Raw genomic sequence first — 23,843 nt, forward strand, 5'->3', positions numbered from 1 at the left:
CGGCCAGTCTGAACGGTATGTGAAGAATTATGTTTATCTTTGAAGGCAACGAAATTGAGACCGATAGCGAAGGCTATCTGAAAGAGACGACACAGTGGAACGAAGCCATGGCGGAAGTTATCGCCGGGCAGGAAGGCATTACGCTCTCCGTTGAACACTGGGAAGTGGTGCGTTTTGTGCGCGAATTTTATCTGGAGTTCAACACCTCGCCCGCCATTCGCATGTTAGTGAAGGCGATGGCGAATAAGTTTGGCGAAGAGAAAGGCAACAGCCGCTATCTCTACCGTCTGTTCCCGAAAGGGCCGGCCAAACAGGCCACCAAAATTGCCGGCCTGCCTAAACCGGTGAAGTGCATTTAATAGAGGATGGCAAATTTTTGCCACTCTCTGGTGGGTTGATGAGGCTCGGTATTGACTCTGTCAACCCGCGCACTGCGCGGCCCGCCGGCTTTTAGCCAGGCGATAAGTGCCGCAACCTGGTCTTCCTCCCCGCAGGCCAGCACCTCCACGCTGCCATCATCAAGATTACGAGCATAGCCCGTCAGCCCCAGGCGTAGCGCCTCCCGCTGCGTCGAGTAGCGAAACCCCACGCCCTGAACCGAGCCATAAACCCATGCCATTGTGCAGATTGTCGCCATCGTTACGCTCCTTTTTTGGCCTGCCCTGATGCACAGAATAGCAAATTCTCGTCAGCGTACATGCTTCGGCAACAGGCCATAGTGCTGACGAAAACGCGCGGTAAAGCGTGACCCGGACTGATAGCCGCTGTTGAGCGCGATCTCGCCTATGGGTAGCGACGTTGACTGCAGCTGGCCTAAGGCGTACGCCATGCGAACCTCTTCAACGATCAGACGAAAGCTTTGCGATTCCAGCTGTAAACGGCGGCGCAGCGTCGATTCCCCCAAAAACAACATCTTTGCCACCCGGGGAACGCTCCACGCCTCCGCCGGCGACAGCATGATAATTTGCCGTACCTGGCCGGTCAGATCCTGCTGTCTTTCGTTTAACAGCGGTCCGGCATATCCCGCCTGCTGCAACGCCAGCAGCAGCCCCATCGTCTGGTGATGCTGCAGTTCCGTCGATAGTCCCCCACGCACTGCTTGCAACACGTTCTGCCACATAAACGACAGCTCAGGAGTCATCGGCGCGCAGAGTGATGTCAGCCGGCCGGGCGGCGGCTCGCTCATGTAACGTGCTTTAAAATCCGCGAGCAGGTCGGCGGTCAATGAGAGCAGGTCGGAACAAAATAGCCCATTGTCCGGCTGATTAATGACCTCGAGCTCAACGTCGGCGGGCAAAATAATCAGCTGCTGCGGGGTGGCCTGCATCTGACTGGCCCCCTGCACGATGATTTTACTTCCTCGATTGACCCGACACAGCGCAGGCGAAAAAAGCCTGACGCGATGCAGTTTATATAATCGCCGGGAGGTGATTTCCGCCGCCGATAACGCGTTATGCTGAAAGTGAATATTCCGCATTTGAGCTCTCTGTCTGTCGTTTAGCGTCCTGACATGGCCGTCAGCTGGGCGCTGGCGATAGCATAGCTGCGCAGCATAAAGCCCACCAACGCGCCGCTGGCCTGTGCATCAATCGGTAATGTCGCCGTATTCAGCGCCCATACCGTAAAGTGGTAACGATGAGGCTTATCCCCGGGCGGAGGACACGCTCCGCCAAAGCCCGCATAGCCGAAGTCATTCCGCCCCTGCACGGCGCCTGCAGGCAGTTTAGCGTTGTTTTTATCTCCGGCACCAGTCGCCAGACTGGAAACCGTCGGCGGTATATTCACCACCGTCCAGTGCCACCACCCGCTCCCGCTGGGTGCATCCGGGTCGTAGGCGGTCACCGCAAAACTGCGGGTACCCGTCGGCGCATGTTCCCAGGTCAACTGGGGCGAGACATTCCCCCCGCGACAGCCAAAACCATTAAACTGTTGGGATGTCGCCAGGCTGTCGCCTTCGCGCATATCGCTGCTGGTGACGCGAAATGGCGCTGCTGCCGCGCTGGTACTGATAACCGCAATCAAGATTGTCGCTAACCGGGATCCTGTTTTCATCGTGTTTTCCTCCGTTGGGTGAGGAATCACTGTAAGATCGCGGGAAGGTTTTTATTGTGCCAAAGCGCCGGCATTTTGTGCCGAAACGCTCACCTGTCGGCGCAGGTGGAATGATGCTTGCGCCGGTCACTTGTGCTAACCTACGCGCCATTTTTCGGTGCGACATTCCCGTTGCTTAAAGGTAGCTCCATGACAGATTCCATTTTCCCCCGCTTAGTGTTAACCAAAGGACGCGAGAAATCCCTGCTGCGTCGCCATCCGTGGATTTTCTCCGGCGCCGTCGCCCGGATGGAAGGTAAAGCTCGTTCCGGTGAGACCATCGATATCGTTGATTCGCAGGGAAAATGGCTGGCCCGCGGCGCGTATTCGCCCTCTTCGCAGATCCGCGCTCGCGTCTGGAGCTTCGATCGCAATGAAGCTATCGATAACGCTTTTTTCGAGCGTCGTCTGCAGCAGGCTCAGACCTGGCGCGAATGGCTGGCGGCCCGCGATGGCCTTGATAGCTATCGTCTGATCGCCGGAGAATCCGACGGCCTGCCGGGCGTGACCATCGATCGTTTTGGTAACTTCTTCGTACTGCAGCTGCTGAGCGCCGGTGCTGAATACCAGCGTGCCGCCATCATCAGCGCGTTGCAAACGCTGTTTCCGGACTGCTCTATCTACGATCGGAGTGACGTCGCGGTGCGTAAAAAAGAGGGACTGGAGCTGGCTCAGGGTCCCGTCGTCGGCGAACTGCCGCCGGCCCTGCTGCCGATTACCGAGCACGGTATGCAGCTGCTGGTAGATATTCAGGGCGGCCACAAAACCGGTTACTACCTCGACCAGCGCGATAGCCGTCTGGCGACCCGCCGCTATGTCACCGACAAGCGCGTTCTTAACTGCTTTTCCTACACCGGTGGTTTCGCTGTTTCCGCTCTGATGGGCGGCTGCCGCCAGGTTATTAGCGTGGATACCTCCCAGGAGGCGCTGGACGTTGCGAAACAAAACGTAGAGCTGAACAAGCTGGACCTTTCCAGAGCGGAATTTGTTCGCGACGACGTCTTTAAACTGCTGCGTAAATATCGCGATCAGGGGGAGAAGTTTGACGTTATCGTCATGGATCCGCCGAAGTTCGTCGAGAATAAAAACCAGCTGATGGGCGCCTGCCGCGGCTATAAAGATATCAACATGCTGGCGATTCAGCTCTTGAATCCCGGCGGTATCCTGCTGACCTTCTCCTGCTCGGGTTTGATGGCGACCGATTTATTTCAGAAAATCATTGCCGATGCCGCAATTGATGCCGGACGTGATGTACAATTTATAGAACAGTTCCGTCAGGCTGCCGATCACCCGGTGATTGCAACCTACCCGGAAGGGCTGTATCTGAAAGGGTTTGCCTGTCGCATCATGTAACTTGAAAAGCGGAACATTGCCCGCATATAGCAGGTAATAACGTTTCCCAGGAGGTGCCTATGATTGCCAGCAAATTCGGTATCGGCCAGCAGGTTCGCCATACGCTATTGGGCTACCTCGGCGTGGTTGTTGATATCGATCCCGTATACTCGCTCGCCGAGCCGGAAGAGGATGAAATTGCAGCCAATGACGAACTGCGCGCGTCGCCCTGGTATCATGTGGTCATGGAAGATGAGGACGGCCAGCCGATCCACACTTATCTTGCGGAAGCGCAGTTGAGCGGTGAAGCCAGCGACGAACATCCGGAACAGCCGTCAATGGACGAGCTGGCCAGAACGATTCGTCGACAGCTACAGGCCCCGCGGCTACGTAACTGATGTAAAAAAACCCCGCTATCGCGGGGTTTTTTATTTACTTCGCCAGCCCTAAACGCGGTATTTCAATCGCCGGGCAGCGATCCATCACCACATTCAGCCCAGCCTCGCGCGCCAGTACCGCCGCCTGTTCGTTAATCACGCCCAGCTGCAGCCACAGCGTTTTCGCACCAATGGCGATGGCCTCCTGAGCAACGGCCAGCGCCGCATCGGAGTTGCGAAAGACATCGACCATATCCACTTTTTCCGGCACATCGCCAAGGGTGGCGTAGCCTTTCTGCCCCATCAGCGTGGTACCAGCGACTTTCGGCGCAACAGGGATAACGTGATAGCCCTGTTCAAGAAGGTATTTCATCACCCGATAACTTGGGCGATCCGGTTTGTCACTCGCCCCCACCAGCGCAATCGTCTGGGTTGAGGTGAGAATGCCTGCAATATCGTTCTCTTTCATTTAATCCTCCACTCTTTAGCCCAAGTGTATGCTAATCCGACTGAACGGGCCATGCATCCTGACTTACGGATACGTCAAAAATTTTCACCCGGATGCTTGCAGCAACAGTCACTTCCAGTAATCTGTCTGCAGGTCAAAATGTGGAATAAAAATATGGAACTGACGACACGTACGTTACCCGCACGCAAACATATCGCGCTGGTTGCTCACGATCACTGTAAAGATATGCTGATGAAATGGGTTGAGCGCCACCAGCCGCTACTGGCCCAGCACGAACTCTATGCAACCGGCACCACCGGTAACCTTATCTCCCGCGCAACCGGGCTGGAGGTTAACGCGATGCTGAGCGGACCGATGGGTGGCGATCAGCAGGTCGGCGCGCTAATTTCGGAAGGTAAAATCGATGTGCTGATTTTCTTCTGGGATCCGCTCAACGCTGTGCCGCACGACCCGGATGTCAAGGCACTGCTGCGCCTGGCTACGGTGTGGAACATCCCTGTAGCCACCAATGCCTCAACGGCCGACTTTATTATTCTGTCGCCGAACTTCGCTGAACCTCTCGATATTCTGATCCCGGATTATCAACGTTACCTCGCCGACCGACTGAAGTAATCCCGGCCGGCGGCCCGCCCGCCGGCACTTACGGTTTTCTCGCCACCGGCACATCCAGATCTTCTAACATTTCGACAAATGGCGAAGGCCGCGCTTTATTGAACAATAGCCAGACGCGAAGCCGAGCACGCGTGATAGCGACATAGAGCAAACGTCGCTCTTCCGCATCCGGAAAATCCTCCGGCTGCGGCAGCAGCGCCTGCTCCATAATGGATTCACGCGCCGGGGCCGGAAACGCATCATCACCATCCTGAAGTCCCAGGACAATGACATAATCCGCCTGCTGACCTTTACTGGCATGGATGGTCATAAAATCGAGCTGCAGATGCGGCCAGCGCGTCGCCGCTTTTTCCAGCGCCTCAGGTTTCAAATGATGGTAGCGCGCCAGCAATAAAATCCGCTGCTCCGGTTTCGCGTAGCCGCTGAGCTTATCGAGGAGATCGTCGAGCTTATCGTCCGCCAGCAACGTTACGGCTTTCTTGTCTCCGGCCGTCAGGCTGTTCAATGGTTTACTCAACTGATGCGGGTTTTGTTGTATAAAGCCGTTCGCCACCTCCCCAATACGCCCGTTAAACCGGTAGGTGGTATCCAGCGCGCAGCAATCGCCTTCGCCAAAATAGTGATTAAATGCGGTGGTCAAAGAGAGTTGTGCCCCGCTAAAGCGATAGATAGCCTGCCAGTCATCGCCAACGGCAAATAACGTCGCCTGCGTGTTCTGCCGACGCAGCGCAGCAAGCAAGGCAGCGCGCTGCGGCGAGATATCCTGGAACTCGTCGACCAGGATATGTTTCCACGGGCTGACGAAGCGTCCTTTATCCAGAATATTAATCGCCTGATGTATCAACCCGGAAAAATCGACCGCGCCTTCGTCTTTCAGCGCCGTTTTCCACGCTTTTAACAACGGCGCCATCAGCTTAACGCGCTTACCGAACAGGTCGCGCACCTCTTCCGGCGCGCCGGCGATCATCTCCGCCTGCGATCCCCCGTGCATTCGCATCAGACTAACCCAGCGATCGAGGCGACTGGCCATCCGTCGCTGAATTTTTTTATCCTGCCAGAATTCGCCGTCCGGCACCTGCCAGCCCATCTCTTCTTCCAGCCACTGCCGCCACCCCTTGGCCTGCGCTTTTTTCTCCTGACACTGCTGGCGCCAGTTTTTCAGCAGCAAGGTCTGGCGGGCCGTGCTGTCGCTCTCCAGCTTGCTGATGGTCGGCACTTTTTTGCTGCCCTGCTGAATAATATGCAGTGCCAGAGAGTGAAAGGTGCGCGCCGTAATCTCTTCTGAACCCAGCCGTTCACGAATACGCTCATCCATTTCCTGCGCCGCCTGGCGGCCAAATGCCAGCAGCAGAATCTGGTCGGCGGCGGCTTCTCCCCGCGTTAATAACCATCCGGCTCGCGCCACTAGCACGGACGTTTTGCCGCTTCCGGCCCCGGCAAGCACCAATAAAGCGCGCTCGCCGTTGACCACCGCCCGCGCCTGCGCAGGATTCAGCGGAGAGGTTTCGACGCTGGTAAAAAATCCGCGATACTGCTCCAGCATCGATTCCGTAAAAGCCTGATTATGAGCCAGCCGGGCCTCTTCGGTATCGGCCAGCCAGCTTTGGCACTGCCGCCACAGCTCACGACAGTTCTCGAAAGCCTCAAGACGGCTGGTCGGCATTGGCAGACCGGTCAACGCACGGCGAATCTTCACCTGAATGTCAGTAACCTGCTGGCGGGTCAGCCACTTGCCTTCGGCGCTGGCGCGGGCAACCTCCTCCAGCTGCTGCTGGAGAACACCGGCGGCAATACCGCTCATTTCCGCGCTCCACTGCTGCCACAGGGTATTCAGATGATGATAAAAACGCTGCGTTTCATTCCACTCGGTGCCGTGTAAACGCACGACTTTGCTGTCCGGTAAAACGAACTCCAGTTCGCCCCAGACCAGGCCGCGCTTACATTGAACTGACAATAACTGATTGAAAGGGATAAGATACTCATGGTTATCACCCGAGACTTTTACTCCCGCGTTTAGCAGTTGCACCCGGTCGTAAGGATGCTGTGCCATACGTTTGCCCAATGTTGTCGCTTTAAGTTCCATATCATGCCGAATTTCAATCAGGTTGGATGTTTTTAAGTTTAACCGCCAGCGACCAGGTGCTCCAGCGTAAAAAACGTTACAATGGTCAGGACTTATTATCTCCAGGACTGAACTGAGGGTTTATGCGTACCATTCTGAATATTTTGAACTTTATCCTTGGCGGTTTCGCCACCACGCTGGGCTGGCTGCTGGCAACTCTGGTCAGCATCATCCTGATCTTCACCCTGCCATTAACCCGCTCATGCTGGGAGATTACCCGACTCTCCTTGCTGCCTTACGGTAATGAAGCCATTCATGTCGATGAACTTGAACCGCAAGGCAAAAATAGCCTGCTGAATGCCGGTGGCACGATTCTGAATATTTTGTGGTTTATCTTTTTTGGCTGGTGGCTGTGCCTGATGCATATTTTCAGCGGCATCGCCCAATGCCTGACCATCATCGGCATCCCGGTCGGTATCGCCAATTTTAAAATTGCCGCCATTGCATTATGGCCGGTGGGACGTCGAGTGGTTTCCGTCGAAACGGCTCGCGCCGCGCGTGAAGCGAATGCGCGTCGTCGCTTTCAGTAACCGGACGGAACACGACCATGCTTAGCCCCTTGCTACGCCGTTATACATGGAACAGTGCCTGGCTATATAACGCCAGGATTTTTATCGCACTCTGCGGCACAACCGCCGTTCCATGGTGGCTTGGCGAAGTCAAACTGACCATTCCCCTGACGCTGGGCGTGGTGGCCGCGGCATTGACCGACCTCGACGATCGTCTGGCCGGCCGGTTGCGCAATCTGGCCATCACGCTAGTGTGTTTCTTTATTGCTTCCGCTTCGGTGGAGCTACTGTTCCCCTGGCCCTGGCTGTTTGCGCTTGGGTTAACCGTATCGACCACCGGATTTATCTTGCTCGGCGGTCTGGGGCAGCGTTACGCCACCATCGCATTTGGCGCCTTGCTGATCGCCATTTATACCATGCTGGGGGTAACGCTCTACGATCGCTGGTATCTGCAGCCGTTCTTTCTGCTGACCGGTGCAGTCTGGTACAACCTGCTGACCCTCTGCGGACACCTGATTTTCCCGATTCGCCCTCTTCAGGATAATCTTGCGCGCAGCTATGAACAGCTGGCGCATTACCTGGATCTTAAATCCCGTCTGTTTGACCCGGATATTGAAGATGAGAGCCAGGCGCCGCTATATGATTTAGCCATTGCCAATGGTCAACTGGTGACGACGCTCAATCAGACCAAGGTCTCTCTGCTGACGCGTCTGCGCGGCGACCGCGGCCAGCGCGGCACCCGTCGCACATTGCAATACTACTTTGTTGCTCAGGATATTCACGAGCGCGCCAGTTCATCGCACATTCAGTACCAAACGCTGCGCGATCATTTTCGCTATAGCGATGTGATGTTCCGCTTCCAGCGCATGCTGTCGATGCAGGCGCAGGCATGCCAGAAACTGTCCCGCGCGATTCTTTTACGCGAGCCCTACCAGCACGATGCCCATTTCGAGCGGGCATTTATGCACCTTGATGCCGCCCTCGACCGCGTGCAGGCCAGCGGCGCTCCGGCTGAACAGATGAAAGCGCTGGGCTTTCTGCTTAACAATCTCCGCGCTATCGACGCTCAGCTGGCAACCATTGAGTCGGCGCAAACCAGTGCCCCGGCGAACAGCGCAACCGAAAACCTGCTCGCAGACGACGGACTTAACAGTTTCAGCGATATTTGGCTGCGGCTGCGCCGCAACATGTCTCCAGAATCGGCTCTGTTCCGTCATGCGGTCAGGATGTCATTGGTCCTCTGTACCGGCTATGCGTTTATCCAGTTCACCGGCTTAAACCACGGTTACTGGATACTCCTGACCAGCCTGTTTGTCTGCCAGCCGAACTATAACGCCACCCGTCATCGACTCGCGCTGAGGATTATCGGTACCCTGATCGGGGTGGCCATAGGCCTGCCGATATTACTGCTCGTGCCATCGGTTGAAGGCCAACTGCTGCTCATTGTTCTGACCGGCGTGCTGTTCTTTGCTTTTCGCAACGTGCAGTATGCCCACGCGACGATGTTCATCACCCTGCTGGTTCTGCTGTGCTTTAACCTGCTAGGCGAAGGTTTCGAGGTCGCGCTGCCGCGTATTTTCGATACGCTGATTGGCTGTGCTATCGCCTGGGCGGCGGTGAGCTTTATCTGGCCAGACTGGAAGTTCCGCAATCTGCCACGGGCGCTGGATCAGGCTATCAACGCCAACTGCCGCTACCTCGATGCCATCCTCGAGCAATATCACCAGGGACGCGATAACCGCCTGGCCTATCGCGTTGCCCGCCGCGATGCCCATAGCCGGGATGGTGAACTGGCATCTGTGGTATCAAACCTGTCGACGGAACCGCGGGCTAACTCAGCCATGCGCGAAACGGCATTCCGTTTACTTTGCCTGAACCATACCTTTACCAGCTATATTTCCGCACTCGGTGCGCACCGGGAAAAACTCACGACTGCGGAAATTCTCGCCCTGCTTGATGATGCCGTCTGCTACGTTGATGATGCGCTGCACCACACGCCTGCCGACGAACAGCGGGTGCAGCAGGCGCTTAATAGTTTGCAGACCCGGATCCAACATCTTGAGCCCCGGGCTGACAGCAAAGAGCCGCTGGTGCTGCAGCAAATTGGTCTGCTGCTGGCGCTGTTGCCGGAAATCTGCAGGTTGCAAAAGCAGGTTGCGGTTCAACCCGAGTAAAGATCGATATTTTTGTGCTGGCTGCCGGCCCATACCTTAAGCTCCTGACGCCGCTGCGTCGGGAGCGCTGCGGAATGCACCCCGGCAATAGCCCCTTCCAGCGCATAGAGAACATTCAACGTAAGTGCTTTGTTTGATTCCCGCAATTTCAACCAGACTTTCTCCGCACCAAACTGACGGAGCATTTTTTCATCGCTCACGCCTGCGTTAATCAACAGCAGCTCCATATGAAAACTGATATTCGGGAGATCTTTTAATCTTCCGGACGCATGCTGTAGACGCTTTTCATTGCGTGCACTTTGTAATGAGGACGCCGATAGATTGAAAAGCGTTTTGCTATCCCCCCAGAGGGTCTCGTCAACCTGATAATATTTCAGTAAGACCGGGCGACCATTTTTCCGCATCGTCAAGAGTGGAGTGGCATGCACAACGCGATATTCCGCGCTCTGCTCACAAATTTTAAGATAGATTTCGCCCTCGGCGACCATGGCAAAAACGGTATCGTCTATGGCAAGGCTATAGCCGCCAAACAGCGGGCGACAGCTTATTTTGCCGAGTGGAGATAAACATTCCTGGAGTTGATGGAACCGTAAAGATGACATTTTCTTCATGATTATTCCTTTGTTAATCATGTAAATAGAAGATTATTTGTTAACGGATCCGTTAATATAGAAAATAAGTGACTTCGTATATTGCAGCAAGATGATTTTTACACTGTTCAACATTTAATCATCATTTTGCGAGGGGCTTTCAGAAAACAGTCTGGCGGGAATACCCGATATATAAGTAATAAATACGCCAGCCCTGCTCACTGAAATGCCGGTGAATAGTTTGGCAAGCCGCATGGTAAATTGGGCAATGTGCATATAGCGCTGGGCCAGGCGATTGGCTTGCGCCACGACGATTGGTGATAAGAATCGCGCTCTCCCCACCAGAACGCTCAGGCGCGGAATCGACAAAAATCATGTACAATTTTCAACCAATGAAGCGATAAATGAGGTTGATCTTTTCCCCTGCTGGATATACTGTATATTCATACAGTAACCCACAGGCGGGATAGACTATGTTTACTTCAGCTTACGCAAATCGTTCATCACTGACTTCTGCTTCAGTACGTCGCCCTTCACATGACGTTGTCGAACAACCGGCCAGCGGGCTGATCAGTGAAATTGTCTACCGTGAAGATCAACCGATGATGACACAATTACTCCTGCTACCTTTATTACAGCAGCTCGGCCAGCAGTCTCGCTGGCAGCTCTGGCTGACGCCGAAGCAGAAATTGAGTCGCGAATGGGTTCAGTCTTCCGGATTACCGCTGTCGAAGGTTATGCAGATTAATCAGCTCTCCCCTTTCAACACCGTCGAGTCGATGATCCGCGCGCTGCGCACTGGGAATTACAGTGTGGTGATTGGCTGGCTGGCAGATGAGCTGGCGGCAGAAGAGCATGAACGCCTGGCCATTGCCGCACAAGAGGGTAATGCAATGGGGTTTATCATGCGGCCGGTTGGAAATACGAACCAGGCTGGGAGACAACTCAGCGGGCTAAAAATTCACTCGAATTTGTATCATTAAGCCAAATTAGGATTAATCCTGGAATTTTTTTTGCTTACAACAATACCCTTTTTAAAACAGGGTGATTTGTAGCGGAATGCCTGTCTGATGCGGTTTCGCGGCTTTATTTGGCGAATAAAAATTAACCATATTTGTTAAATCTTGTGTACACAACCCTTTTTTTTCATATGCCTGACGGAGTTCACACTTGTAAGTTTCGAACTAAGTTGTAGACTTTACATCGCCAGGGGTGATCGGCTTACGCTGCATGTATCAGCATAGTTAACAACAAGTCACGCCCCGGGTGAAGGATTTAACCGTGAGGTCTTTTGTAACTTCATGGCGAATTTTGGATGATAATGAGGCGCAAAAAATGAAAAAGACAGCTATCGCGATTGCAGTGGCACTGGCTGGCTTCGCTACCGTAGCGCAGGCCGCACCGAAAGATAACACCTGGTATGCAGGTGGTAAACTGGGCTGGTCCCAGTATCACGATACCGGTTTCTACGGTAACGGTTTCCAGAACAACAACGGCCCGACCCGTAACGATCAGCTGGGTGCTGGTGCGTTCGGTGGTTATCAGGTTAACCCGTACCTCGGTTTTGAAATGGGTTACGACTGGCTGGGCCGTATGGCTTATAAAGGCAGCGTAGACAACGGCGCTTTCAAAGCTCAGGGCGTTCAGCTGACTGCTAAACTGGGTTACCCGATCACTGACGATCTGGATATCTATACCCGTCTGGGTGGTATGGTCTGGCGTGCAGATGCTGACGGCAACTACGGTTCTACCGGCGTTTCCCGCAGCGAACACGACACTGGCGTATCCCCGGTATTTGCTGGTGGTTTAGAGTGGGCTGTTACTCGTGACATCGCTACCCGTCTGGAATACCAGTGGGTTAACAACATCGGTGACGCAGGTACCGTTGGCGCGCGTCCTGACAACGGCATGCTGAGCCTGGGTGTTTCTTACCGTTTCGGTCAGGAAGAAGCAGCTCCGGTTGTTGCTCCGGCACCGGCACCGGCTCCGGAAGTGACGACTAAGCACTTCACTCTGAAGTCTGACGTTCTGTTCAACTTCAACAAATCTACCCTGAAACCGGAAGGTCAGCAGGCTCTGGATCAGCTGTACACTCAGCTGAGCAACATGGATCCGAAAGACGGTTCTGCAGTGGTTCTGGGCTACACCGACCGTATCGGTTCTGACGCTTACAACCAGCAGCTGTCTGAGAAACGTGCTCAGTCCGTTGTTGATTACCTGGTATCTAAAGGTATCCCGGCTGGCAAAATCTCCGCACGTGGTATGGGTGAATCCAACCCGGTTACCGGCAATACCTGTGACAACGTGAAAGCTCGCGCTGCACTGATCGACTGCCTGGGCCCAGATCGTCGCGTAGAGATCGAAGTTAAAGGTTACAAAGACGTAGTAACTCAGCCGCAGGCTTAAGTTTTACTACCGATAAAAAACCCCGCTTTTGCGGGGTTTTTTTTGGACTTATTTCTGGCATCAACACATAGCCTGCCCGATACTGTCTCGCCCTGTCCTCTGCAGCTACTCTTTCCCCAACAGCACCTGTAAATCATGCTTCAGGCTGGACATTTTACTGGCGTACTTCTCTTTATGCTCGGCGTCTTCAATCAACTGTACGATGGTTTCAGACAGGGTTTTTCCACGCCGCTGCGCGAGTCCCGCCAGGCGCTGCCAGACGATAAACTCCAGATCGATCGATTTTTTACGCGTGTGCAGATGCTCAGCGTTGAAGTGCCGTTTCCGACGCGCGCGGATTGTCTGCTTCATCCGGTTCATTAACTCCGGATTCATATGCTGCTCAATCCAGGTATGCACCAGAACAGGTTCATTTTCGAGCGTCAGTAAGACATCGACCGCGGCTTTCGCTGCGCTGGCTTCAATGTAGCGGGTAATCAGCTCACCTTCCCGGTGCTTTTTTACCAGATATTTCCATTTCCAGCCGCTTTCAAGATTTTCCAGTTGTTGATATTTCATTGCGATCTCAATGTGACCGTGTAACTCATTTCAGGATATCAGTTTTTTCCCAATGTGCTGAGAATAAATCATCATTCGTGATGCAGGTAACCCGGTAATCATCACGGCAAACGCAATCCCCCGTGTGCTCAGACGCAGCATCAGGTATAATCGCGCGTTTTACATCTGACTAAAAAACAGCGACTTTGACCATTACGAAACTTACCCGAAACGACCTTGCTCCTGATACGGAAAGTTATCAGGCGCTGTTTGCACAAGCCGATTTAGCTCAGGCAGAAGATGGCCTCTCCGGCGAACTGCAGCCCCGTTTATTCTATGGTCTGGAGCAGCTTCTGGTGACTCCGACCATCTCGCCATTCATGCTGGTGAAAGCCCCGGAAGAACCGGAGTACCTGCAGTGGCTGGCGACGGAAACGCGAACCTTACATGAGCCTGCCGCACCGCTCTACGGTGTGCGCTATCAGGTCAATGGCGGCAACGTCACCCTCACCCCGGCTAAAGATGCTGACGATAATTTTGCCAGCTCCGCACCGGTTGAATCTGCCGACTGGATAGAAGCAGAGCAGCTCTTTGGCTGCGTACGGCAATTTAACGGCGAAATCACTCTCCAGCCAGGTCTGGTGCACCGTGCCAACGGCGGCGTACTGATTATCTCTCTGCGCGCGTTACTCGCTCAACCGCTGCTCTGGATGCGCCTGAAAAGCATGGTCACCCGCCAGCGCTTTGACTGGCTGTCCATTGATGAGTCTCGTCCTCTGCCGGTCGCGATTCCCTCTATGCCGCTCAGCCTGAAGGTGATTCTGGTTGGGGAGCGTGATTCATTGGCCGATTTCCAGGAGATGGAGCCCGAACTCTCCGCTCAGGCGATTTACAGCGAATACGAAGAGAATCTACAGATTGCCGATGCGGATACGCTCAAGCTGTGGTGTCAGTGGGTCGGGAAAAACGCGCAGCAGCTCGGACTACCGGAACTGACCGCTGACGCCTGGCCCCTGTTGATTCAGGAAGCCGCGCGTTATACCGGCGATCAGGAGACATTACCGCTGTGCCCGCTCTGGATAGCCCGTCAGCTGCGAGAAGCAGCGGCGTTCTGCGAAGGTGGGCAGATCACCGCGGAAGAGATGCAAACCATGCTGGCCCGGCGCGAGTGGCGTGAAGGCTATCTCGCCGAGCGGATTCAGGATGAAATCCTGCAAGAGCAGATAATGATTGAAACCGAAGGCGAATGCATCGGCCAGATTAACGCCTTGTCGGTCATCGAATTCCCCGGACATCCGCGTCCGTTTGGCGAACCGTCTCGCATCAGCTGCGTCGTACACATCGGTGACGGTGAGTTCATCGACGTTGAACGTAAGGCGGAGCTGGGTGGCAACATCCATGCCAAAGGCATGATGATCATGCAGGCGTTCCTGATGTCCGAGCTGGAGCTCGAACAGCAGCTCCCCTTCACGGCTTCGCTGACCTTCGAACAATCCTACAGTGAAGTCGACGGCGACAGCGCCTCGATGGCCGAGCTATGTGCGCTAATCAGTGCTCTCGCCGGCGTACCGATTAATCAGAGCATTGCCATTACCGGTTCCGTCGATCAGTTTGGTCGCGTGCAGCCGGTAGGCGGCCTTAATGAGAAGATCGAAGGCTTTTTCACCATTTGCCAGCAGCGCGGATTAACCGGTAAGCAAGGGGTCATTATTCCTGCGGCAAATATCCGCCACCTGAGTCTGGCAGCAGAACTCCGGCAGGCCGTCGCTGACGAGCAGTTTTTCATCTGGGCTGTGGAAGATGTCACGGAAGCGCTGCCGGTTCTGACCCAGCTGCTATGGGATGGCGAAGGGCAAACTTTACGGCAAACCATCCAGGAACGGATCGCGCAGGCGACGCAGCAAGAGAGTCGTCATCGTTTTCCGTGGCCGCTACGCTGGTTAGGTGGTTCAGGTTCTAACTGATCGGACTTGTTCAGCTTACACGTGTTAGCTATCCTGCGTCCCGAACTCAAAATAAGGCTTACTGAAAACATGGTAGATAAACGCGAATCCTATACGAAAGAAGACCTTCTTGCCTCTGGCCGTGGTGAACTGTTTGGCGCAAAAGGCCCACAGTTACCCGCGCCGAATATGCTGATGATGGACCGCGTCATCAAAATGACTGAGACGGGTGGTAACTACGATAAAGGTTATGTTGAAGCAGAACTCGATATTAACCCGGACCTGTGGTTCTTCGGTTGCCACTTTATCGGCGATCCGGTTATGCCTGGCTGTCTGGGGCTGGATGCCATGTGGCAGCTGGTAGGCTTCTATCTGGGCTGGCTCGGTGGCGAAGGCAAAGGCCGCGCGCTGGGAGTTGGCGAGGTGAAATTCACCGGCCAGGTACTGCCGACGGCAAAGAAAGTCACTTACCGTATTCACTTCAAACGCGTTGTTAACCGTCGTCTGATTATGGGCCTGGCGGATGGTGAAGTGCTGGTTGACGATCGTCTGATCTACACCGCAAACGATCTGAAAGTGGGTCTGTTCCAGGATACGTCCGCATTCTGATAAGCAGCAATGCTTGAAAAAGGCGAAGCCCCCGCTCTGCGGAGGCTTCTTTTTTTAAAGAGACAGTCAGGCAGTTTGTACCCTGTCCTCCATGGCTTCTCGCCAGCCTCCTAGCCAGTAGGACCTTTGGTTCAAGGTCTGGTAGGGACACATTTCTTTCGATCTTCCGGTTATCCCGGCCTGGTATCCACGTTGATGTGCCCGTTCCAGGCGATCTCGTTTTTGTCTCTTCATGCCTCGTTTCCCTCATTATTTGATCTGGTGGAAAAGAAAACAGTGGTCACTAAATATGCAACCACGGTTAACGAATACCGCGAATCAGAGGCAACGTCAATGCGCAAAATTCACGCCATTGTCATAATTGTGAGCTACATGAAAATTCATTTGTACAAAAAATGTGAACCGGCACAAGTAACGATCTGACGAGACAAATAAAAAACCGCGGGGGTTTTTCAGTCCACCGCGGCGCTTCATTTTCATTCATTTTACTTATGGCAGGCGATTCAGTTCGCTGGCAATTGCCGTGGCTTCCTGAGACCAGGCCTGAGCCAGAGTCTTCACCATCGCATCATAGCCATCCTGCTGCTGCTTAAGCTCAATGTTGAACGGGCGCTTAATCAGCTGACCCTGGTGCTTCAGCAACCACTCACCGCTAACGATGACCCGGCCATCGTAACGGCCATGGAAGCCATTAACCGCCACATTGAGCGTATCCTGTTCGCTGCCCAGAGGCTGCGAAGCAACCACCCAGCCCGGAAGCTGAGCACTCAGATTCGCCACCAGCGTGGTACGCAGCTGCTGATCGAGCGGGCTGGCCCACAGATTGTTATTGGCAATGACATACTGCACGTCACTGGTCTGATAGACCACCCCGTTGCCCGCCAGATAATCCGGGATGCTGACCTGTTCAACCCACAACAGGTTTTTGCTTTGGTGGGCGGCGCTTTGTGCGCCGCTTTGTACAACCGGAAGCTGATAGTAGGTTTTATTTTCCCCACTGCTGCAAGCCGCCAACGCGCAGGCCGCAGCCACAATTAGCCATTTTTTCATTATTTTGCTCCCTTCGGCTGAGGATCTTTCTTATCCTTGGCCTCGAATACCAGCGCATTGCTCTTATCATTGAGCGTTTTCAGTACCGGCTGCAGTTCGCGAAGAACCTGATCCAGTCGCTGCATATCGGCCACCATTTTATTGTATGCCGCCGAGCCAGGCTGGAAGCCCTGCATACTGCGGTTCAGTTCGCGCAGCGTATTCTGCATATCGCCAGGAAGCTGCTGCATTGATGGGCTTGCCGCTATCTTGTTCAGGCTATCCAGCGTGGTCTGAACGTGCTGCATCGTTTTTTCACTTTGCGCCAGCGTGGTGGTCGCTTGTTCCAGCAGCGGGTTTATCGGCAGGTTGTTAATCTTATCCAGCGCTTCCATCAGACGCTGCTGGATCTGCGCCAGACCACCGCTGATTGTTGGAATGATCGGATAGCTTCCAAACTCCTGAATCTTGCCGCGCGGAGGCGCCTTCGGATAGAAGTCGAGATCGATATACAGCGCACCGGTCACCAGGTTCCCTGTTTTCAGCGATCCCCGCAAGCCGCGATTAATCAGATCATCAATATGCGTACGGATATTTGGATCGCCGCCGAGCTGACTGATCAGCCGTTCTGGTTCAATACGGACTTCCACCGGGATGCGGTAGTCTTCATTCAGGTGCTGATACAGCCCTGGAATAAAGAACGGCACTTTCCCGACGGTACCCAGGCGAATTCCACGGAACTCGACCGGAGCTCCCGGCTGCAGCCCGCGCACGGAGTCTTTAAAGAACATGACGTAGTCAATATGCTGGGTAAAGACTGAATCCTGAATGCTCTTCTGATCGTCAAAGAGATGGTAGCCCGTTTTGTTCGCCACCGGCTCGCCCATATCCAGACCTTCCGGGATATCAAAGCTGACGCCGCCGCCGAACAGGGTCGCCAGCGATCCCATCTCCACGCGCATCCCGGATGAAGAAAGATCGACCGCAATACCGCTGTCTTTCCAGAAGCGGACGTTGGTTGTGACCAGACGATCGTTGGGCGCATTGATAAACAGCTGATAGGTGATCCTGCGCTTTTGGGCATCAAAGGAACTGGTTTCCACCGAACCAACGCGATAGCCACGGAAAAGTACCGGATCGCCAGGCGACAGCTGACCCGCTTTATTACTCTCCAGCAGAATACGGATCCCTTTTGCATCCGGTGAAGCCAGCGGCGGAGAATCCAGCAGCGGGAAACGGGCGGGTTCCCCACCTTTCGTCCCCGGCTGCAGTTCAATATACGCTCCTGACAGCAGCGTGCCGAGTCCACTGATCCCTTCACGTCCTACCTGCGGTTTGACGACCCAAAAAACGGAATCTTCATGCAACAGTTTCTTCATGCCGGCGTTCAGCCGGGCTTTAATCTCTACGTGCGTCAGATCGTCGGTCAACGTGGCGCTCTCGACTACCCCCACATCCACGCTGCGGCTTTTAATCCGGGTTTTCCCCCCTTCAATCCCTTCAGCGTTGGTGGTGATCAGCGTCACCTCCGGCCCTTGATGGCTGTAGTGATAAAAAAGAATCCACGCGCCGATTAGCACAGTGACGATGGGGAAGATCCACACGGGTGACCAGTTCTTCACCTTTTGCACTTTCGCTTCTCCGCTCTTATTTTCCATGCTGCTGCATTTCCTCATGGCTTGAATCTGGTTCACGGTCCCACAACAAACGAGGGTCAAAGGTCATGGCTGAGAACATTGTCATGACAACAACGAGCGCAAACATCACCGCCCCGATCGCAGGATAGATACTCATCAACCCTCCCATGCGCACCAGCGCCGAGAGCACAGCGATGACAAAAACATCAATCATTGACCAGCGGCCAACAAACTCCACAATTTCGTAAATCAGGTGCATGCGCTCCGAATCACGCTGCCCGTTACCGTTAGCGTTCCAGCACAGCCAGGCAATGGCGAGCATTTTCAGCGTCGGTACCATAATACTGGCAATAAATATCACCAGCGCCACCGGGTATGAACCTTCACTCCACAGCAGGATCACCCCTGCCATGATCGTTGACGGCAATTTATCGCCCAGTAAATCGGTAATCATGATCGGCATGATATTAGCGGGCAGATAAAGGACGCATGAGGTCAGCAGCAGGGCCAGCGTCCACTGCAGGCTATGTTTGCGTCGCGCGGTACCTTTTGTCTGACAGCGGGGACAAACGGCTTCATCAGCGGGCAAAACCGCGGTACAGCACGAACATGAACGGAGTCCCTGGCGGATCCCCGTCACGCCGATCTTCAGCGGCTGCGTCACCGCCGGCATCGGGGCAATATCGTCCCACAACCAGCGTCGGTCTACGCACTGCAGCGCTCGCAGCTGCAGCATGCAGAACAGACACCAGGGAGCGAAGCTTAAGCCGACGCCGATATCACCGTATGCCATCAGCTTGACGAAGCTCACCAGCACCCCGGCGAGGAAAATCTCCGCCATTCCCCAGGTTTTGAGGTGAAACAGAATGCGCGCCAGAAACGCCTTTAACGCGCGCGGCATATGGATGCGGTTGACCAGTAGCAGAATGGTGACCAGACAAAAAGCGGGCACCAACTGTACGAAGAGTAAAAAGAAGGTGCCGAGGCTGGCGTAATCTTCGCTAAACAGCACCCCGGGGATTTCCAGCAGCTTGATTTCGCTGCTGAGACCGCTCACCTGCATATCCACGAAGGGAAACAGGTTGGCCAACAGCAGCATAAATAACGCCACCAGCGCATAGGCTGTAGGACGCTGCCGGGGCGCGTCCCACGAAGTTGTCAGCGTCGTGCCACAGCGCGGGCATACGGCTTTCTGGCGATGCTCCAGCTGCGGCAAAGCCACCAGCAAATCACATTGTGGGCACAGAATATGCCGCGCAGCATGATGATGATCGCACATGAAAACTCCTCAGCTTATGCGCCGTTTTTTAATCCTTCGAGATATTCCCAGCGTTCAAAGGCTGTTTCCAGCGCCTGTTCCGCCTCGGCCAGCTGTGCCAGCACCTGCTGCGTATGATCATGGGACTGGCCAAAGAAAGAAGGATCGGCAACCTGTTCCTGCAGCGTTTGCAGTTGGGTTTCCAGTTCTTCGAGCCGTTGCGGCAACTGTTCCAGTTCGCGCTGCAGGTTATAGCTTAGTTTGCCTGACGCTCGTTTGACACTTTCTGCTTTCGGTTGAGCAGCTTCTACCGCTTTTTTGCTAATCTGCTGCTTTTGCGCCAGATACTGCGCTTGCTGACCGCGGGCGTCGTGATAGCCGCCGACATATTGCCCGATGCGCCCTTCCCCTTCGAAGATCCAGCACTCGGTAACGGTATTATCGACGAATTGACGGTCGTGGCTGACCAGCATCACGGTGCCCTGATAACCGTCGACCAGCTCTTCCAACAGCTCGAGGGTCTCGACATCCAGATCGTTTGTCGGTTCATCAAGGATCAGCAGGTTGCTCGGTTTCAGGAACAGACGCGCCAGCAGCAGGCGGTTACGCTCACCGCCGGACAGCGCGCGCACCGGTGTCATCGCGCGTTTCGGATGGAACATGAAGTCCTGCAGGTAGCCCAGAACGTGACGCGGCTTGCCGTTGACCATCACTTCCTGCTTGCCTTCCGCAAGATTGTCCATCACCGTTTTATCCGGGTCAAGCTCCGCACGGTGCTGGTCGAAGTAGGCCACTTCCAGCTTGGTCCCGACGTGAATACGCCCGCTATCCGCCTTCAGCTGACCAAGCATCAATTTCAGCAGCGTGGTTTTCCCACAGCCGTTTGGACCAATCAGGGCGATTTTGTCACCGCGCTGGATCTGGGCGCTGAAATCTTTAATCAGGACCTTGCCATCAACCTGGTAGTTGACGTTCTCCATTTCGAAGACAATCTTACCCGAGCGAGCAGCCTCTTCGACCTGCATCTTCGCGCTGCCCATCACTTCACGGCGCTCGCCACGTTCGCGGCGCATGGCTTTCAGTGCCCGCACCCGCCCTTCGTTACGGGTACGACGCGCTTTGATCCCCTGACGGATCCACACCTCTTCCTGCGCCAGTTTACGATCGAATTCCGCATTCTGGAGCTCTTCGACGCGCAGCGCTTCTTCTTTATCCAGCAGATACTGATCGTAGTTCCCCGGGTAGGTCACCAGCTTGCCGCGATCGAGATCGACAATCCGCGTCGCCATGTTGCGAATAAAGGAACGGTCGTGCGAGATGAAAATAATGGTCCCTTTGAAGGTCTTGAGGAAACCTTCCAGCCAGTCAATGGTTTCAATATCCAGGTGGTTGGTCGGTTCATCGAGCAGCAGCACGCGCGGCCCGCTGACCAGGGCACGGCCGAGAGCCGCTTTACGCAGCCAGCCGCCGGAAAGCGAGGAGAGCTCGGCGTTGGGATCGAGATTAAGCTGCTCCAGCACTTCGTTAATACGGCTATCGAGCTGCCACAGCCCTAAATTATCCAGTTGCTCCTGCAGACGCGCCAGTTCATTCAGGTTCTTGTCGCTCGGGTCGGTCATTACCAACTGCGAAACATCGTGATAGCCTTTGAGGTAGGCCGCCTGCTCGGCGATACCTTCCGCAACGAAATCATAGACGGTTCCGGTCACATTGCGCGGCGGATCCTGCTGCAGTCGCGCGACCACCAGATCCTGCTCATAAATAATGCGCCCGTCATCCAGCCCCTGCTCCCGGTTAAGGATTTTCATCAGGGTGGATTTGCCCGCGCCGTTACGCCCGACCAGACAGACGCGCTCGTTATCTTCGATATGCAACTCGGCATTATCCAGCAGCGGAGAGTCGCTGAAGGAGAGCCAGGCACCATGCATACTAATTAATGACATTCTTTATTCCTTTCAGGCTGCAGTAATCAGCCAGCAGTTGTGGATCTGACGGTTACGGGCGAAATCCTGAGACAGCGTTTTTTGGGTAATTTCTTGCGCTTTCAGCCCCAGTTGCGCCAGCCCGTCATGATCCATACGGAAACCGCGTTTGTTATTCGAGAACATAATCGTGCCGCCTTTTCGCAGCAGACGTTTGAGATCGGTCATCAGACGCAGATGGTCGCGCTGCACGTCAAAGGCATCTTCCATGCGTTTTGAGTTAGAGAACGTCGGCGGATCGATAAAGATCAGATCGAACTGTTCATCGCTCTCGCGCAGCCAGCCCAGCACGTCAGCCTGCATCAGGCGATGCGCGCGTCCGGTTAAGCCGTTGAGGCGCAGGTTACGTTCGGCCCATTCGAGATAAGTACGCGACATATCGACGGTGGTCGTCGAACGCGCCCCGCCAAGGCCGGCATGAACGCTGGCGCTGCCGGTGTAGGCGAAGAGGTTGAGGAAGTCCTTGCCTTTACTCATCTGGCCCAGCATGCGACGCGCAATACGGTGGTCAAGGAACAGACCGGTATCCAGATAGTCGGTCAGGTTGACCCACAGACGCGCGTTATACTCCTGAACCTCAAGGAAATCGCCCTTCTCGGCCATTTTCTGATACTGGTTTTTCCCTTTCTGCCGCTCGCGGGTTTTCAACACCAGCTTATTCGGCGCAATGCCAAGCACGGAGATCGTTGCCGCGATAATATCGAACAGACGCTGACGCGCTTTATGCGCATCAACCGTCTTCGGCGGCGCATACTCCTGTACCACAACCCACTCGCCGTAGCGGTCGATCGCGACGTTATACTCCGGCAAATCGGCATCATACAGGCGGTAACACTCAATCCCTTCCTGACGCGCCCATTTCTCGTATTTCTTCAGATTTTTGCGCAGACGGTTAGCGAAATCTTCCGCCAGGGAGACCGCGCCGCTGCCGTCGTTTTCCGCCAGATGGTAGTTCTTCTGTACGCAGTCCAGCGGGCCATTCTTGGCTTTAAACTGCTTATCTGCGCGCAATTGCAGGCAGCTCAGAAGCTCCGGCGAAGCGCTGAACAGCGACAGGTTCCAGCCGCCAAACTGGGTTTTCATCGTCCGCCCAAGCAGGCTATGCAGGGCAATCAGCGCCGGCTCGCTTTCAAGACGTTCGCCGTACGGCGGGTTGCTGATAACGGTTCCGTACGGGCCTTTTGGCAGCGGATTGCTGAGTTGGGCGACATCTTTCGCTTCAAATGCGATCAGTTCGCCGACGCCCGCGCGACGGGCGTTGCTGCGCGCGCGTTCAATGACGCGGGCATCGACGTCAGAACCATAGAAACGCGACTCATAGGCCGCCAGCCCTTTACGTGCTCGGGTCTGGGCTTCGGCCTTCACCTCTTTCCAGACCGCGTCATCATGCTGCAGCCAGCCGTTGAAGCCCCAGTGACCGCGATGCAGGCCCGGCGCACGATCGGTCGCCAGCATGGCGGCTTCAATCAGCAGGGTACCGGAACCGCACATTGGATCGAGCAGCGGCGTCCCCGGAACCCAGCCAGAGCGCATGACGATCGCCGAAGCGAGCGTCTCTTTGATCGGCGCCATGCCGGTGCCGTCGCGGTAGCCGCGCAGATGCAGACCTTCGCCGCTAAGATCGAGTGAAATGTGCGCCGTTTCTTTATTCAGCCAGACATTAATCCGCAGATCGGGGTTTTCGCGATCGACGTTGGGTCGCGGCAGATTTTTACGCGTGAAGCTATCGACGATCGCATCTTTAACCTTTAACGCCCCGTACTGACTGTTGCGAATCTCATCGTTCAGCCCGCTAAAATGGACGGCGAAGGTGGCGTCAGGGGTGAAAATCTCCGTCCACGGAATGGCCTGCACACCGAGGTACAGATCCAGGTCGCTATACACGCTACACTGGCCCAGCGGCAGCATGATGCGCGAAGCCAGTCGGCTCCACATCAGGCTTTGATACAGCAGGCGCGTATCTCCCTGAAAATGGACCCCGCCCTGGACTACCTGGCAGTCCACCGCGCCAAGTGCTTCCAGTTCAGTTTTTAACAGCTCTTCAAGGCCACGAGCCGTACTGGCAAACAGAGAATTCATATCGTCACTTTTACTAAAAGAAAATTGTTGCGCATTATAGCCAATATGCGCCTCATGTCATAAAGTTAAAGGCTTATTTTTAAGCCC

General features: G+C 54.7%; 23 protein-coding genes. 10 read left to right on the forward strand and 13 right to left on the reverse strand.

From position 1 onward, the window contains the following. The first annotated feature begins 29 nt into the window (after positions 1–29). A complete protein-coding gene (gene tusE / locus BV390_RS17905) occupies positions 30–359 on the forward strand; it encodes a sulfurtransferase TusE (protein WP_004860187.1) in 330 nt (109 codons plus the stop codon). Here tusE and yccX read toward each other — a convergent pair. The 3 genes from yccX to BV390_RS17920 are packed head-to-tail and all read right to left on the reverse strand — an operon-like array spanning position 356 to position 2,052. After that, positions 356–637, reverse strand: coding sequence for an acylphosphatase (gene yccX, locus BV390_RS17910; protein WP_032695680.1), 282 nt, complete (start codon positions 635–637; stop codon positions 356–358). The two genes, tusE and yccX, sit on opposite strands and share 4 nt — an antisense overlap. Positions 638–688: 51 nt before the next feature. Next, positions 689–1,477: a helix-turn-helix transcriptional regulator gene (locus tag BV390_RS17915; protein ID WP_032695679.1), complete on the reverse strand. Its 789-nt coding sequence runs from the start codon at positions 1,475–1,477 to the stop codon at positions 689–691. A 20-nt stretch (positions 1,478–1,497) separates the two neighbouring features. Continuing rightward, positions 1,498–2,052 carry a kinase inhibitor gene (locus BV390_RS17920; RefSeq protein WP_085397170.1) on the reverse strand — a complete coding sequence of 185 codons (555 nt, stop codon included), beginning with the start codon at positions 2,050–2,052 and terminating at the stop codon, positions 1,498–1,500. 189 nt (positions 2,053–2,241) lie between these two features. On the opposite strand from BV390_RS17920, the gene rlmI reads away from it, so the two are divergent. Continuing rightward, positions 2,242–3,444 (forward strand): 23S rRNA (cytosine(1962)-C(5))-methyltransferase RlmI, encoded by a 1,203-nt coding sequence (rlmI, locus tag BV390_RS17925; protein WP_032688490.1) that lies wholly within the window; start codon positions 2,242–2,244, stop codon positions 3,442–3,444. A 59-nt stretch (positions 3,445–3,503) separates the two neighbouring features. Then, positions 3,504–3,821 (forward strand): heat shock protein HspQ, encoded by a 318-nt coding sequence (gene hspQ / locus BV390_RS17930; RefSeq protein WP_004860177.1) that lies wholly within the window; start codon positions 3,504–3,506, stop codon positions 3,819–3,821. Positions 3,822–3,855: 34 nt separating this feature from the next. Here the strand turns inward: hspQ and BV390_RS17935 are convergent, their stop codons facing one another. Next, complete coding sequence (locus tag BV390_RS17935) at positions 3,856–4,269, reverse strand: CoA-binding protein (protein ID WP_032688491.1); 414 nt, start codon at positions 4,267–4,269, stop codon at positions 3,856–3,858. Positions 4,270–4,422: 153 nt separating this feature from the next. Here BV390_RS17935 and mgsA point away from each other — a divergent pair, with 153 nt between their 5' ends. Beyond that, positions 4,423–4,881, forward strand: a complete 459-nt coding sequence (gene mgsA / locus BV390_RS17940; RefSeq protein ID WP_032688625.1) for a methylglyoxal synthase — start codon at positions 4,423–4,425, stop codon at positions 4,879–4,881. 28 nt (positions 4,882–4,909) lie between these two features. Here the strand turns inward: mgsA and helD are convergent, their stop codons facing one another. Further along, positions 4,910–6,964 carry a DNA helicase IV gene (gene helD, locus BV390_RS17945; RefSeq protein ID WP_032695677.1) on the reverse strand — a complete coding sequence of 685 codons (2,055 nt, stop codon included), beginning with the start codon at positions 6,962–6,964 and terminating at the stop codon, positions 4,910–4,912. Positions 6,965–7,086: 122 nt separating this feature from the next. Between helD and BV390_RS17950 the strand changes: the two genes are divergently transcribed. After that, positions 7,087–7,533 (forward strand): YccF domain-containing protein, encoded by a 447-nt coding sequence (locus BV390_RS17950; protein WP_004860167.1) that lies wholly within the window; start codon positions 7,087–7,089, stop codon positions 7,531–7,533. A gap of 17 nt (positions 7,534–7,550) precedes the next feature. Next, positions 7,551–9,686: a YccS family putative transporter gene (yccS, locus tag BV390_RS17955; protein ID WP_032700361.1), complete on the forward strand. Its 2,136-nt coding sequence runs from the start codon at positions 7,551–7,553 to the stop codon at positions 9,684–9,686. Here the strand turns inward: yccS and BV390_RS17960 are convergent. Continuing rightward, positions 9,674–10,297: a TfoX/Sxy family DNA transformation protein gene (locus BV390_RS17960; protein WP_032688494.1), complete on the reverse strand. Its 624-nt coding sequence runs from the start codon at positions 10,295–10,297 to the stop codon at positions 9,674–9,676. The two genes, yccS and BV390_RS17960, sit on opposite strands and share 13 nt — an antisense overlap. Positions 10,298–10,749: 452 nt before the next feature. Here BV390_RS17960 and sulA point away from each other — a divergent pair, with 452 nt between their 5' ends. Continuing rightward, on the forward strand, positions 10,750–11,259 hold the full coding sequence (gene sulA / locus BV390_RS17965) for an SOS-induced cell division inhibitor SulA (RefSeq protein ID WP_032688495.1): 510 nt from the start codon (positions 10,750–10,752) through the stop codon (positions 11,257–11,259). A 352-nt stretch (positions 11,260–11,611) separates the two neighbouring features. Next, the gene (gene ompA, locus BV390_RS17970) at positions 11,612–12,682 is read left to right on the forward strand and encodes a porin OmpA (RefSeq protein ID WP_032688496.1); all 1,071 of its coding nucleotides are present in this window, start codon (positions 11,612–11,614) and stop codon (positions 12,680–12,682) included. Positions 12,683–12,787: 105 nt separating this feature from the next. Here ompA and matP read toward each other — a convergent pair whose 3' ends face one another. Then, positions 12,788–13,240, reverse strand: coding sequence for a macrodomain Ter protein MatP (gene matP, locus BV390_RS17975; RefSeq protein ID WP_004860155.1), 453 nt, complete (start codon positions 13,238–13,240; stop codon positions 12,788–12,790). A 185-nt stretch (positions 13,241–13,425) separates the two neighbouring features. On the opposite strand from matP, the gene BV390_RS17980 reads away from it, so the two are divergent. Both BV390_RS17980 and fabA read left to right on the forward strand, forming a co-directional pair. After that, positions 13,426–15,183, forward strand: a complete 1,758-nt coding sequence (locus BV390_RS17980; RefSeq protein WP_085397171.1) for an AAA family ATPase — start codon at positions 13,426–13,428, stop codon at positions 15,181–15,183. A 69-nt stretch (positions 15,184–15,252) separates the two neighbouring features. Then, positions 15,253–15,771 carry a bifunctional 3-hydroxydecanoyl-ACP dehydratase/trans-2-decenoyl-ACP isomerase gene (gene fabA, locus BV390_RS17985; RefSeq protein ID WP_004860150.1) on the forward strand — a complete coding sequence of 173 codons (519 nt, stop codon included), beginning with the start codon at positions 15,253–15,255 and terminating at the stop codon, positions 15,769–15,771. A gap of 66 nt (positions 15,772–15,837) precedes the next feature. Here fabA and rmf read toward each other — a convergent pair whose 3' ends face one another. The 6 genes from rmf to rlmKL form a co-directional block, all read right to left on the reverse strand. Then, positions 15,838–16,005, reverse strand: coding sequence for a ribosome modulation factor (rmf, locus tag BV390_RS17990; protein ID WP_004871568.1), 168 nt, complete (start codon positions 16,003–16,005; stop codon positions 15,838–15,840). A gap of 255 nt (positions 16,006–16,260) precedes the next feature. Continuing rightward, positions 16,261–16,821: a membrane integrity-associated transporter subunit PqiC gene (pqiC, locus tag BV390_RS18000; RefSeq protein ID WP_032688499.1), complete on the reverse strand. Its 561-nt coding sequence runs from the start codon at positions 16,819–16,821 to the stop codon at positions 16,261–16,263. Then, complete coding sequence (gene pqiB, locus BV390_RS18005; protein ID WP_032688500.1) at positions 16,821–18,458, reverse strand: intermembrane transport protein PqiB; 1,638 nt, start codon at positions 18,456–18,458, stop codon at positions 16,821–16,823. Before pqiB ends, pqiC begins: the two co-directional genes overlap by 1 nt. After that, positions 18,448–19,716: a membrane integrity-associated transporter subunit PqiA gene (gene pqiA, locus BV390_RS18010; RefSeq protein ID WP_032688501.1), complete on the reverse strand. Its 1,269-nt coding sequence runs from the start codon at positions 19,714–19,716 to the stop codon at positions 18,448–18,450. The genes pqiB and pqiA overlap by 11 nt, the downstream gene beginning before the upstream one ends. A gap of 14 nt (positions 19,717–19,730) precedes the next feature. Then, the gene (locus BV390_RS18015) at positions 19,731–21,638 is read right to left on the reverse strand and encodes an ABC transporter ATP-binding protein (protein ID WP_032688502.1); all 1,908 of its coding nucleotides are present in this window, start codon (positions 21,636–21,638) and stop codon (positions 19,731–19,733) included. A 12-nt stretch (positions 21,639–21,650) separates the two neighbouring features. Then, positions 21,651–23,756 (reverse strand): bifunctional 23S rRNA (guanine(2069)-N(7))-methyltransferase RlmK/23S rRNA (guanine(2445)-N(2))-methyltransferase RlmL, encoded by a 2,106-nt coding sequence (gene rlmKL, locus BV390_RS18020; RefSeq protein ID WP_032688503.1) that lies wholly within the window; start codon positions 23,754–23,756, stop codon positions 21,651–21,653. Positions 23,757–23,843 lie beyond the last annotated feature (87 nt).

The organism is Klebsiella sp. YJ (assembly GCF_002108615.1).
GTDB classification, from domain to species: domain Bacteria; phylum Pseudomonadota; class Gammaproteobacteria; order Enterobacterales; family Enterobacteriaceae; genus Klebsiella; species Klebsiella planticola.